This window comes from Paenibacillus sp. FA6 (assembly GCF_051550225.1).
Lineage (GTDB): Bacteria > Bacillota > Bacilli > Paenibacillales > Paenibacillaceae > Paenibacillus_AQ.
Window position 1 is genome coordinate 2475453 of record NZ_CP188820.1, and the last position, 12706, is coordinate 2488158.

Here is a 12706-nt window from a genome sequence, read left to right on the forward strand (position 1 = left end):
TCCTATTTTTGAGTATAATTTAGTAAATAATCTTAGCTTATCATACTACACTAGACGTCAACCTTATAATCATATTGAAGTTCATCCCCTGCTGAGCCACGAATTCCCCAGTTACAGCGAGGAGTTTCAAAAATTGTAATTTCGACATCGTTAGGTACGATCCCACAACTTTCTTCTATTCGTTGGAACAACAACCGTATTAGACTTTTCTTCGCTTCGACTGTCCTACCTTCAAACATGCTGATCTCAATAATGATATATTTCTCCGAACGGTCGATTTTGAAAATAAAATTATCTTCATCAAGAGGAAAAAAACGATGAATACGCTTGTCAACAGGGTAATTTAGCGCATCTACCACACATGAATGAATCACATCAGATAATTTCATTTTGATTGGATTTATCGTTTCTTTATACCCATAAATTTTAATCTGCGTCATTCATTATCTCCACCTTTAAGTTCAAGAGATCCTAGGTTCATCTCAATCTATCTCTAATTTCGGCCATATTTCTTTCCAATCCTTCTTGGTCACTCTGCACTTATAATAAGAATCATCCTTGAACAAAGGACTTCTTCTTACTCTGAATTCAAACAAATCCTCAAGCCCATATGGGCTTACTAATGAAATACTATTATCATCTTCTAATCTAATTCCTACCGCGGTGACTGTCTCCGGCCAATGACTCATGGCATCTTCTATTGATTGATACGGTTCATCCCCATTACGGATGTGCATTCTCGCTTGATTCTTAACTGACCATATCGAACTACCCGTTTGCTGTTCTAATATCCGCTCATATTCCTTCTCTATATCTTCATCCAGTTCCTCCGTATTATAATAAATGATATCAATATCATTTAATGGTGTTCTAGTCGAATATCCATGTAGCGTATCCCAAATATAGTTACGCACATAACCCGCCGCAACAACCCAATTAGGCAGGTTTAACGCTCTCATTATTTTTAGATCTTTCATAATCTCATCATTATTACTAATTAACTTTATTAATGTATTGGTATATTTCGACAGCCGTATCGACTCCTTCGTATTCACTTTATTGCTCTAAGCATTTGTAATAATACCATTACACACCCAGCGACCATCTTCCCGAATAAAATCGATATAGATTGTACCATGGGTTTCTTCGAAGTAATGAGCAAATATCAATTGAAAGCCTGCCTCATCTTCAAGGTATCCAGAACCCCAATATTCTAGATTATCCAATTGAATCCCTTTAAGAAAGTCCAATCTGACTTCTTGACTACCATACATATATACCACTTGATTTTCTACTTTGTCTATCGATAGTCCAGATGCTGATACAGACTCCAAATAGGCATAGTCATTGTTCTCCATCGCATGTAAGATCTTGAAGGAAATATTCATGTTCTCTCTAAGATCCATCATAAATGTTTCAGTTGGTCTACGTTGAAGCTGCTTCACTTGATCCTCGAGAATAGCATTTTCTTTACGAAGTTGATCTTCCATATCAAGGGCTGATATATCTAATTGCTCCAAATTTGTTGTTGGAGAGTTATTACCTGTACAACCAACTAATAATAAACAAAATAAGATCGAAACCCAATACCATTTTTCTTTGAGCATGCTAAATAATCCTCCACATGAAAATACATTCATTATTCAGTTAACTGAAAAACTACCGACATCATGCTACCCTTTCTTAACGTTGAACAAAATCAGTTATAAAAGATGACTTTCCCATTTTTCGTGGGTCCCAATACATTCCTTTTAGCCAAAGAAATACTGTAGTAGCTAAACTAATTTTCACAGAAAACCTAAGTAATTTAAGTATATATTCCCGCATTGGAATTGGATAACCTGTAATCCCACCTTGAGAATCTGATATGAATATAATTGCCAGAGCCAAACCAACTATAAAACCATAAATAGATCCTTTCACTAATCTTCGTTCGATTTCCAAAACCTCCACTTTATTTATTCACGGCCCATGGTTGTCGAACCGACATTACGGTCTCACCAGATTTAATAGCCTGCTCAATTAGCATTCCGATATAGTGATCTTGGGACGCTTCGGGAAGACCATAGAATTCAGGTCCACCAGCAACATAATCCGCCATCTTCTGTAAACAGGCTGCAATAGCAATTTCATCATCATACAGCCTCGCAGGCATAAATGGATTTTCATATACCCAGCGCTCACCCGCCATAATACCTTTAAGGAAGTAACCTTCTGCATTCTCATATTCACCTTTATTGATACGCTTTAATTCCATTTGTATTTGTGTGCAAGAAGGATCTTGTATGCTGATTCGATGATCGAATATTTCTCCACGTTCGCCCCTGATACTTAAATGGTTTGAACGAGTCCATGAACGATGCTGATCCTTGGTGAAATCGTAAATGCCCAACTTCCCGCCAAAATCCAACCAAGCCAAATCCCTCTCCGACTTAATTAATTTATCTTCTGTAGGAGGACCGCTTCGATTAGGCCCTGCAACCCATTCGGATTCAAATCTCATTCCTCGAATGCTCACTTCCTCAAATTGTACTCCCAGCATTTTACGGATTAAGCTGACAGCGTGATAAAATTGAGATATGGATACTGTCACTTGATTCACTTTACCTAGTTGCCCTGACTTAATGATAGTTTCCCGGGCTTCTTGTATAGGGTGAAACTGATATTGTTCGGCGATTTGAATACGTGCGCCTTGAAGGGTAAGCTTGTCGTGTAGATTCAGAAGCCCCTCAAGATCAGGTGCGGGTGGTGTTTCCGCAAGGACAGGAATATCCTGCTCCGCCAGTTGTTGCATATAATCGATAGCTGAAGCAGGGTTGACCGATAGAACGACGAAATCTAGCTGTTCATTTACCAAGAGCTCTTCCAGTGACCTATAAGTAGCCACATGCCATAATTCTTCTAGCGCTTTTCCCTTAGCTTCGTCACGGACAACCATTCCACTCACACGAAACCACTCTGGAAGCGCTTGCGCAATTCTCAAATAATATTGTGCGCGAAATCCCCCGCCGCCTATGATACTGAAAGTAATAGGTTTCCCCATGTAGTACACCGCCTTTTTCTGTTATATGTACAAAATTTAATATTGATTTAGATTACCATTACTGTTATGAAAAATGATAGTTTGAAGATAACAATCTGTACCTTGTGTTTAATATTACTATTCTACCAGCACATCGGCAAGTGATACACTAGCTTTACTACACAGAGATAACCGCTAGATGCAGTCCAATCATTGGCTAATGGATATCCATAACAAAACAAAAAAAGAGACGCCCCAAAGCCAGCTCGGGACATCCCTTCTTGAAATCCATATGTTTAACTTCTACCACCACTACGGAATTTCTGTGTATACGCTTTGGCGTCATTCACATTCTTGACGCGGTTGCGGCTCCACTCCAGTAAGATTCGGTCGATATAACGGAAGTGAACTTTACCGGCAAATACTGCTTCTTTCAAGGCCATTAGTATGAGTTCATCTAGATATTTATCCTGATCGAGCCATCCTGCTATCGTCTCACATTCCATGGGTGATAGCGGACGACCGAACTCTTTCTCGAAGATCGTGAACATATTACGCTCACCTTCAGGATCCTTTGCGCCTGCTAACGCTTCTTCACGCTGTGCAGCAGCTAGTTTCGCCTTATTCTTCGCATCATTCGCCATACATATGCTTAATTTGTCATACAATCCAGATACGTTATAACGTTCGTATTGTATGCCACTATCTTCGTCGACTTCTTCATCAATACTGAGAAATCCATCCTTCATCAGCTTCTGCAAAGTAAGAGAGATCTCTGCCGTTGTTCCCCCTGTTAACTCCTGCATATCTTCTAACGTCGGGAATTCCTTATGCTCCACCTGCTTAAAAGTCATCAGATGCATTAACAATAATAGTTCATTGTCATTTAACTTTAATCTGCGGTAGTAACGGAATATAGCATATGGGAGCACAGCTACGCCCGCTCCCATTCCCGATGAAGCTCCCTCAGCCCATGTTCTCCACCCTGAACTATCCACGAGCTTCACCACCTCTTCATTTAAGGATACAGACGATACAACGTACGTGGGAAGGCAATCGTCTCCCGGACATGATCCAGCCCGCAAATCCATGCCACCGTACGCTCCAGACCAAGACCGAAACCAGAATGAGGTACGGATCCATATTTACGCAAATCCATATACCACTGGTATGTCTCTAGTGATAAATTATGTTCTTTAAAACGCTCTTCAAGTAATGCCTGATCATCAATACGCTGCGACCCACCGATAATCTCACCGTATCCTTCAGGTGCAATCATATCGGCACATAACACCACTTCAGGTCGGTTTGGATCTGGCTTCATATAGAAAGATTTGATCCCTACAGGATAATGTGTTATAAATACAGGCTTATCATAACTTTCGGCAATAGCAGTCTCATGTGGTGCACCGAAGTCATCGCCCCATGGAATATCGAAACCTTGTCCATGTAGAAACTCAATAGCTTCATCGTAAGTAATACGCGGGAATGGCGCTTTAATTTGTTCTAATTTGGAAATATCGCGACCTACCGCTTCCAATTCTACGCGACAATTCTTCAGAACCGATTGCACAACATAAGTAATGAAGTTCTCTTGAACACACAAACTCTCCTCATGATCCGTAAAAGCCATCTCTGGCTCGATCATCCAGAATTCAATGAGGTGACGACGTGTTTTAGATTTCTCAGCACGGAATGTCGGTCCGAAGGAATACACTTTGCCTAAAGCCATCGCTGCAGCTTCCATATATAATTGACCACTTTGAGTTAAATAGGCGTCTTCATCAAAGTATTTCGTATGGAATAGGTTGGTCGTTCCCTCCGCAGATGTCGGAGTTAGGATTGGCGGATCTACCAAAGTAAAACCATTCGTATCAAAAAACTCCCGAACCGCACGAATGATCTCTGCACGGATGACTAGAATGGCACGTTGTTTGTTCGAACGAAGCCATAAATGACGATGATCCATTAAGAAATCTACACCATGCTCCTTCGGGGTAATCGGATAATTCTCAGTGATATGTATCACTTCAATACCAGTAACGGACATTTCATAGCCCGATGCACTTCTTGATTCTTCACGAATAATGCCTGTCACATACAAAGAACTTTCCTGTGTTAGGCTCTTCGCATCATCCCATACCTGTTCTGAAACTTCACTCTTTACAACAACACCTTGAATATATCCTGATCCATCTCGCAACTGTAGAAATTGAATTTTTCCGCTTGAGCGTTTGTTGTTGATCCAGCTTCCAATGGTTACTGTTTCTCCAACATGCTGATTCACATCACGAATCACACTTTTTGTGGACATCCTTAGATCTCTCCTTTATGAACTACTCTTTCAATACAATAACTATTTCGCTTCACTAACAATACGATAAGTATCACGGGCAATGACCAATTCTTCATTCGTCGGAACGACAAGAACCTTTACTTTGGAATTTTCAGTTGAGATTAAACGTGGTTCACCCGAACGAACCGCATTGAGTGCATCATCAATATCTACTCCCAGATAGGATAAATTTTCACATACCTTCTCACGTACAACAACTGAATTTTCACCAACACCAGCTGTAAATACAATGGCATCGACACCGTTCATAACAGCAGCATAAGCACCAATGTATTTACGTAAACGATACTCATACATTTCAAAGGCAAGTGTACAATTCGCATCGCCATTCACCATGCCATCTGTTATTTCTCTCATATCACTGCTAACGCCGGATATTGCCAAGAGTCCACTATGTTTATTAAGCATAGAGTTCACTTCATTCACGGTCAATTCTACTTTATTCATAACATACGGTACAATCGCTGGATCAAGATCACCACTACGAGTTCCCATCATCAAGCCTTCTAACGGAGTCATACCCATGGATGTATCAACGGAACTTCCTCCTAGTACAGCAGTTACACTACCACCATTTCCAATATGACAGGTAATAATCTTCAAGTCCTCGATTGGTTGTCCAAGAAATTCCGCTGCTGCCTTACTAACATATTCATGTGAAGTACCATGGAAGCCGTAACGGCGTACTTTGTACTTGTTATACAGAACTTTCGGGATGGCATACAAATAAGCCTTCTCAGGCATTTCTTGATGAAAGGCAGTATCGAAAACAACAACCATCGGTACACCGGGCATGTTAGCTTCTGAAGCTGTAATCCCCATCATTGCCGCAGGATTGTGAAGTGGCGCTAGATCAATCAAGCGACGAATTTCCGTCTTAGCCTTATCATCAACAAGAGCTGAGGACTTAAACGATTCGCCTCCATGGACAACACGATGGCCTACTGCCTGTATCTCGTCAACCGATTTGATCACACCATGCACTGGATCTAATAGCATAGAGAGTACTTTCCGAATAGCTGTCGTATGTTCCAGAATCTCCTGAACTTCAGTTACTTCCTGACCCCCAGTTGGACTATGAGTCATAATGGATGAATCCATACCAATTCGCTCTACAAGACCTTTTGCCAGAACAGATTCGTCTGTCATGTCATACAATTGATATTTCAAAGAAGAACTTCCAGCATTAATAACTAGAATTTTCATACCCGTTCACCATCCTTATCGTACTTGAAGAATCCTTCACCTGTTTTAACACCTAAGTTTCCTGCCCGAACCATCTTCTTAAGTATGGTAGAAGGACGATATTTCAATTCACCGAATTCACGGAACATTCTTTCAAGTGCTGCGAGTATAGAATCTAATCCGAAACGATCTGCCATCGCAAATGGACCATCCTGGAATTGATACCCAATACGCATAGCGTCATCGATATCTTCTGCAGAAGCGACTCCTTCTTGAAGAACATGCAGTGCCTCATTAATTAACAAACAGACTAATCGAGAAGTAACAAATCCAGGAGACTCATAGATCATAACACCCTTCTTGCTCACTACTTCTTCTACGAATTTTTTCGTTTCTAAGAAAGTGTTGTCTGATGTTTTCAATCCACGGATAATTTCAACTAGATCTACTTTGCCAACAGGATGAATGAAATGCATTCCAATGACACGTTCAGGATACATCGTGGAACTTGCAAGTTCCGTTAAACTTAGTGTAGATGTATTACTTGCAAGAATTATATTATTAGGACACACTTGGTCTAATTGTGAGAATACTTGTTTCTTTGCATCAAGATCTTCATAAATGGTCTCAATAACCATATCACAGGTACCCAGTTCAGCGAAATGAACAACCTTATAAATTCTGCTTAGGATCAGCTTCTTCTCTGCTTGGGTAATTCCCCATTTCTCAAGCTGTTTGTCGAGACTTGCTTCTATCATATTATAAGAATAATTTAACGTCTCTACATCTTTCTCAACCAGCAATACATCAATGCCTTTTGTAGCTAGCATTTCTGCGATACCTTGCCCCATCGTGCCACCACCGATGACACCAATTTTTTTGAATAACATTCGGTATGCAACTCCCTTTAGTCTTTATATTCGGTAATATACCCTTCTTGTCGAAAAATATATTATTCCACTCCAACATCTAATAATATCTTAGCACGGAACAAAAGTAAAAAAAAATAACCAGCATCACGTTTTATGCTGGTAAAAGGGAATATTCACGAAATAGACATCGAAATTGTTCTCCAGTTAGATTCTCCTCGGTTAAAAGGATATCCAGTGACTGGTCAAAGATATTACGGTGCTGTTCAAGAGCATCCCTTGTTCGTGTCATTAATTGTTCTAAAATGGCATTATTCTCTTTCATCAACTCTTCTGTAGTCACCATTTGAATATTAATAATACCTAGTGAGGTTAATCCTGATTTCATCATCGTCTGAACAATATTCAGTGCCTGTTCGAAATCATTGCTAGATCCTGTACTTCTTCCACCATAATATATTTCTTCTGAAGCAGCCCCACCAAGTGCAATCATAATTTGATCTTCTAGAAATGACTTCGTGTACAGATACTGCTCCTCTTGAGGATTATGACGTACATACCCAAGCGCCTGACCTCGCGGACTAAGTGCTACTTGACTAACACTGCCCGGACGGACAATTTCAGCCATGATGGCATGCCCTAATTCATGAATAGCCACTCTCTTCTTCTCTTCCTGCGTTGACTCACGATCTGTCTTCTCACCCATCATCACTTTATCAATCGACATTGATAAATGTCGTTGTTCAATTTCGGTCTTATTCTCTCTCATCATATAAATGGCAGCTTCGTTCATCACACTCTCCAGCTGTGCACCCGAGAATCCAAAGGATTCTTCTGCAATCTTATCCAGATTAGTGTCTGCGTGAATGGGCTTATTGTTAGCATGAAGCTCAAGAATATGCTTGCGACCTTTTTTATCAGGAAGATCCACTTGAATATGACGGTCGAACCGTCCTGGACGAAGAAGTGCACTATCCAGCATTTCCTTGCGATTGGTTGCAGCTATGAGTAGTATCCTAGGACTTTCTGAATTATAAATGCCATCCATTTCCGTTAATAACTGATTTAAAGTCTGGTCATACTCACGTTGCTGTCCGCCTTCACGTTTACCACCGATGACATCAATCTCATCAATAAATATAACTGCACTTTTCTTGTTTTCCTTCGCTGCACGGGTTCTCGCGTCACGGAATAAATCACGAACTCTCCCAGCACCGACGCCGACGTACATCTCAACGAACTCACTGCCCGATGCAGCAACAAATACAGAATCCGTATACTGACTGGCAGCTTTAGCGAGTAGTGTTTTCCCTGTTCCTGGAGGTCCTGTGAGTAAGATTCCCTTCAATGGGCGAATACCAAATTTCTGAATTTCTTCATGTCTAATGAGAAAATCGAGTGCTTCCATCAATTCCTCTTTCGGATGCTCCTGCCCACCAATTTCATCAAAAGTCAGCTTGCCTGGACCTTTCTCCTTGCGCTTCCGGTCTGCCATTGCACCTACTGCAATCCCACCACGCTTATTCACAAATAATAGCAATCCACCCACAAGTATTCCAACAATTAGAATCGGAATAATATTCACACCAATATAGACGAGAAAGATAAGTAGAACCGGCGCAAATCCGATCAATATTTCTTTGCTCCACTTAGGCATTGTTCCACACCCCCAATACTCCTGGCTCGCGTGGCAGAATAATAAACTTACTGCCCTCTCCATCGGTTAGACTGACATACACGTTCTTAGCATCCATTTCAGTTGTCACTTTTACAGTTGTATTGTGTTCCATCTTGTTTAATTTCTCAACAATCTGTGTATATTGTCTATTCTCCATAGCTTCTGCGACAGGGAACATCGCCTGATCCCAGAACTCATCTAATGTATCGTTGGAGTGATCAACCACATCGAGCTTTAACATCCTTTTCCCAATGATAGATTTCCCCTCAGTCGTAAGTTGTTGAACTAATCCTGATATTTTCGTCCCAGGTATAACATCAAGCTTCACAACGACCTCATTACGGGTAATTTCCAGTTGGTACTCATTAACACCCACATATTCCTTAACTATATTTTGAAGCGGATTCTGCTGAGCTATCTGCCGATAACCGAACCACCCACCAAATAAGAGCGCACCTGAAATGACCACCGTTAGTGCAACCGGAATAATTCGTAACTTCATATAACTATCTCCCTTCGCGAGTCATTCTGGGTATTCATGTATGATATCGCTACTTCGTACATCATCTATTCTTTCCTGCCGGTATTGATTATGGTTTAGAACCTAATAATATGAGTATATCAATTCGTATATATTTCCTGCATGAATTAGTATATCATATCGTATACACTTATTTTCTGAGAATATATGTATTTGTTAATAATGTCACTAGGATTACGACATTCGCCTTCACCAATCACACAGTTGCATAAAGCGCACTTAAATTCGAACGAATCATCATAAAGCTAACTTTAGTTGCATTCATGGTATCTAGTTACTGGACAAACCCACTTTTCATCGTTTTCGCCACTTTTAACTGCCATTATTACATCTATTTCTGCTGCACCGTACTTTTCCCATCAATTAAGTGACCATACTGCAACTGTTCCTCTCACCGCGCAATCAGAGCCCATCTGAACTCGTCAGATCCCAAAACAAACAATAAAACCAGCCGAATCATCCTAAAAGAATGGCTCAGCTGGTTTATTGATTTAACGGTTTGGCAATGTAAATTGTTCGCCTATTTGTGTACCATCACTAAATCGATAGAAGCGATAATTATAATGATCCTGTTCTTTGTAAAATAGCTGCCAGACAGCAGTTCCATTGAATAAGCCAAGTTGCAAATGAGTTTCTTTCATATTTGAAAGTTCCTTTTCGATAAGAAGTATCATTTGACTTTTGGATAATCCATCCTTCAATAGTTCACTTCGAATCGCTCTAGGAGTATCATTCACTTCGTAATCACTCGTTAATGGAACCCAGACAATTATATTCTGATCGACTTGATCCTTACCTTCGATAACCCAGACGACATTGTTCCAGACCGATTTGGAGGTACGAGTAACATGAATTAATTCACTATGCTGCTTCGCTGCAGCAATAGCCATATCTTCTTGTTTCCATTGATCCTGCATAATGTATATGTAATAGCGAAAGAGTCCGAATAGCAGAACGATCACGACCGCAATACTTAACCAAATGATCTTCTTCTTGTTCATGTTCATGCTCTTGTTCTTGATATTAATCTTCTTCAACCTGAACTTCCTTTCTTCAGGAATAAGGAATAACTCACACCTTAACGGTTGAGTAAGCCCTCGAAAGCAGATTGCGCTTCATGGTGTATACGTTCTTCGTCTAGAGTAAGACAAACACCATTCTTCACAACTTGCTTACCATCAACCCATACATGTTCTACATCTTTGGCACTCGCAGAATAGATTGAGTGTGAGATGAAATCGGTATGTGGTAAGAAATGAGCCTGATCCGTATTCAGTGCGATGAAATCTGCCTTCATGCCCGGAGCCAACCTTCCTACTGTATCTAGAAACAACGACTTCGCACCATATATTGTACCCATCCGCAGTGCCTCAGCAGCCGGAATAGCTGTTGGATCACCAGAAACCCCTTTGTGAATGAGAGCAGCAAGCCGCATCTCTTCAAACATATCCAGATTGTTATTACTTGCCGGACCATCTGTTCCAAGCGATACAGGCACTCCTGCCTTCAAGAGGTCTGTTACACGCGCGATACCGCTCGCAAGCTTCAAGTTACTTCCTGGATTATGTGATACGCCAACTTGATGGGTTGCTAGTATCTCGATCTCTTCATCATTTAGGTGCACACCGTGTGCAACAATCGAAGGACGTGTAAACATGCCAAGCTTCTCTAAATGTTGAACAGGTCGAAGACCATAATCCGCTACATTCTGCGCTACTTCGCTCAACGTCTCGGACATATGTGTATGCATCGGCAGATCAAGATCATGTGCAGCTTGGACAAACTTCTCGAAGTAATCTGGAGGGCAAGTATAAGGTGCATGAGGCGACATCATCGTCGTGATTCTACCCTCTGCTTGACCGTTCCAATTTTTCGCAAAAGTGATCGCTTCCTGAAGTTTATGTTGTTGGACTTCCGCAGAACAGAATCCGATAACACCTCTAGTTAGCACGCCACGAATTCCGGATTCTTGAACCACTTTAGCTACTTGATCCATTTGATCATACATATCTAGAAAAGTCGTTGTGCCACCTTTAAGCATTTCCAACACAGATAAGGATGTTCCCCAATAGACATCTTCAGAAGTGAATTTCTCTTCCATTGGCCACATTTTTTCCTGCAACCATACTTGTAGAGACAGATCGTCGCCATAACCTCTAAGCAATGACATAGCAGCATGCCCATGTGTATTCACAAGACCTGGTAAGAATAAGAGATGACTCCCATCCACTACCGGAATGTCCTCACCAACTACCGGCATGTCTTCACCAATATACGTAATCAAGTCATCCTCTACGAGCATATAACCTTTCAATACAGGCTGTTCATTGTTCAGAACAGCAAACGTACCATTCTTAATGATCCACTTCTGCGCTTTGTCGTTCACCATCGTCTGAATCTCCCTTTCCATTAACCAAGTAATACGCAAGGCTAAGCATATCCGTAGTGAAATCAGCTGCATGAATACGAACATGCGCTGGGGCCTTTAATATCGTTGGAGCGAAATTCAATATGGCTCCAATTCCTGCTTCAATCAATTTATCAGCAACCTCCTGAGCTTCTTGCTCAGGAACTGTAATGATTCCAATTCGAATATTATACTTCTTAATCGTATCGAAGAGTTCCTCCATAGGTTGAACTTCCAATGTGTTAATATGTGTTCCAACCTTTGTTGGATATGCATCAAATACGGCGACAATCTTTAAATTCTCTTTCAGATAAGCATTATAATTGGATAATGCATGTCCTAGATTACCCGCACCTACCAGAACGACATTGATCTGTTGATCCAAATTAAGTATATGTCGTATTTTCTCTATTAAATAAGCCACGTCATAGCCAATACCTTTTCTGCCGAAATCGCCAAAGTATGCAAGATCTTTACGAATTTGTGCAGGGTTCAAATCAAGCCTTTGACCTAATTCCTGTGAGGAAACTGTAGCTACTTCCCGTCTCTGAAGTTCCGTTAGATAACGTAAATAAATGGGTAATCTGCGTACAACAGCTTCTGAAATTTTATCAGATTTCATTTTTGCTCCTCCTAATGAATAGCTAA

14 protein-coding genes are annotated in these 12706 nt (G+C 40.7%); all 14 read right to left on the reverse strand.

Going from position 1 to position 12706, the window contains the following annotated elements; translation table 11 throughout:
- Positions 1–50: 50 nt before the first annotated feature.
- Positions 51–440, reverse strand: a complete 390-nt coding sequence (locus tag ACP8HI_RS11560; protein WP_438351215.1) for a tautomerase family protein — start codon at positions 438–440, stop codon at positions 51–53.
- Positions 441–482: 42 nt separating this feature from the next.
- Entirely contained in the window at positions 483–959 is a 477-nt protein-coding gene (locus ACP8HI_RS11565; RefSeq protein WP_438351216.1) for a nucleotidyltransferase family protein, read from the reverse strand.
- Between the two features lie 105 nt (positions 960–1064).
- On the reverse strand, positions 1065–1607 hold the full coding sequence (locus tag ACP8HI_RS11570) for a hypothetical protein (protein ID WP_438351217.1): 543 nt from the start codon (positions 1605–1607) through the stop codon (positions 1065–1067).
- 76 nt (positions 1608–1683) lie between these two features.
- Positions 1684–1944 (reverse strand): hypothetical protein, encoded by a 261-nt coding sequence (locus ACP8HI_RS11575; protein WP_438351218.1) that lies wholly within the window; start codon positions 1942–1944, stop codon positions 1684–1686.
- A 10-nt stretch (positions 1945–1954) separates the two neighbouring features.
- Complete coding sequence (locus tag ACP8HI_RS11580; protein ID WP_438351219.1) at positions 1955–3043, reverse strand: Gfo/Idh/MocA family protein; 1089 nt, start codon at positions 3041–3043, stop codon at positions 1955–1957.
- Between the two features lie 275 nt (positions 3044–3318).
- Positions 3319–4020, reverse strand: coding sequence for a DnaD domain-containing protein (locus tag ACP8HI_RS11585; RefSeq protein WP_438351220.1), 702 nt, complete (start codon positions 4018–4020; stop codon positions 3319–3321).
- Positions 4021–4040: 20 nt separating this feature from the next.
- The gene (gene asnS / locus ACP8HI_RS11590; protein ID WP_438351221.1) at positions 4041–5336 is read right to left on the reverse strand and encodes an asparagine--tRNA ligase; all 1296 of its coding nucleotides are present in this window, start codon (positions 5334–5336) and stop codon (positions 4041–4043) included.
- Between the two features lie 42 nt (positions 5337–5378).
- Entirely contained in the window at positions 5379–6584 is a 1206-nt protein-coding gene (locus ACP8HI_RS11595) for an acetate kinase (protein ID WP_438351222.1), read from the reverse strand.
- Complete coding sequence (locus ACP8HI_RS11600) at positions 6581–7453, reverse strand: 3-hydroxyacyl-CoA dehydrogenase family protein (protein ID WP_438351223.1); 873 nt, start codon at positions 7451–7453, stop codon at positions 6581–6583. Before ACP8HI_RS11600 ends, ACP8HI_RS11595 begins: the two co-directional genes overlap by 4 nt.
- 133 nt (positions 7454–7586) lie before the next feature.
- On the reverse strand, positions 7587–9089 hold the full coding sequence (locus ACP8HI_RS11605) for an AAA family ATPase (RefSeq protein ID WP_438351224.1): 1503 nt from the start codon (positions 9087–9089) through the stop codon (positions 7587–7589).
- Positions 9082–9612, reverse strand: a complete 531-nt coding sequence (locus ACP8HI_RS11610) for a hypothetical protein (RefSeq protein WP_438351225.1) — start codon at positions 9610–9612, stop codon at positions 9082–9084. The genes ACP8HI_RS11605 and ACP8HI_RS11610 overlap by 8 nt, the downstream gene beginning before the upstream one ends.
- A 530-nt stretch (positions 9613–10142) precedes the next feature.
- Positions 10143–10688 (reverse strand): cell wall elongation regulator TseB-like domain-containing protein, encoded by a 546-nt coding sequence (locus ACP8HI_RS11615; RefSeq protein WP_438351226.1) that lies wholly within the window; start codon positions 10686–10688, stop codon positions 10143–10145.
- Between the two features lie 41 nt (positions 10689–10729).
- On the reverse strand, positions 10730–12040 hold the full coding sequence (locus ACP8HI_RS11620) for an amidohydrolase (protein ID WP_438351227.1): 1311 nt from the start codon (positions 12038–12040) through the stop codon (positions 10730–10732).
- Complete coding sequence (locus ACP8HI_RS11625) at positions 12006–12680, reverse strand: redox-sensing transcriptional repressor Rex (protein ID WP_438351228.1); 675 nt, start codon at positions 12678–12680, stop codon at positions 12006–12008. The genes ACP8HI_RS11620 and ACP8HI_RS11625 overlap by 35 nt, the downstream gene beginning before the upstream one ends.
- Positions 12681–12706: the final 26 nt, after the last annotated feature.

Coding starts and splice junctions, on each gene's coding strand:
- ACP8HI_RS11560 (WP_438351215.1), bottom strand. CDS start 440: ATGACGCAGATTAAAATTTATGGGTATAAAGAAACGATAAATCCAATC.
- ACP8HI_RS11565 (WP_438351216.1), bottom strand. CDS start 959: ATGAGAGCGTTAAACCTGCCTAATTGGGTTGTTGCGGCGGGTTATGTG.
- ACP8HI_RS11570 (WP_438351217.1), bottom strand. CDS start 1,607: ATGCTCAAAGAAAAATGGTATTGGGTTTCGATCTTATTTTGTTTATTA.
- ACP8HI_RS11580 (WP_438351219.1), bottom strand. CDS start 3,043: ATGGGGAAACCTATTACTTTCAGTATCATAGGCGGCGGGGGATTTCGC.
- asnS (WP_438351221.1), bottom strand. CDS start 5,336: ATGTCCACAAAAAGTGTGATTCGTGATGTGAATCAGCATGTTGGAGAA.
- ACP8HI_RS11595 (WP_438351222.1), bottom strand. CDS start 6,584: ATGAAAATTCTAGTTATTAATGCTGGAAGTTCTTCTTTGAAATATCAA.
- ACP8HI_RS11600 (WP_438351223.1), bottom strand. CDS start 7,453: ATGTTATTCAAAAAAATTGGTGTCATCGGTGGTGGCACGATGGGGCAA.
- ACP8HI_RS11605 (WP_438351224.1), bottom strand. CDS start 9,089: ATGCCTAAGTGGAGCAAAGAAATATTGATCGGATTTGCGCCGGTTCTA.
- ACP8HI_RS11610 (WP_438351225.1), bottom strand. CDS start 9,612: ATGAAGTTACGAATTATTCCGGTTGCACTAACGGTGGTCATTTCAGGT.
- ACP8HI_RS11620 (WP_438351227.1), bottom strand. CDS start 12,040: ATGGTGAACGACAAAGCGCAGAAGTGGATCATTAAGAATGGTACGTTT.
- ACP8HI_RS11625 (WP_438351228.1), bottom strand. CDS start 12,680: ATGAAATCTGATAAAATTTCAGAAGCTGTTGTACGCAGATTACCCATT.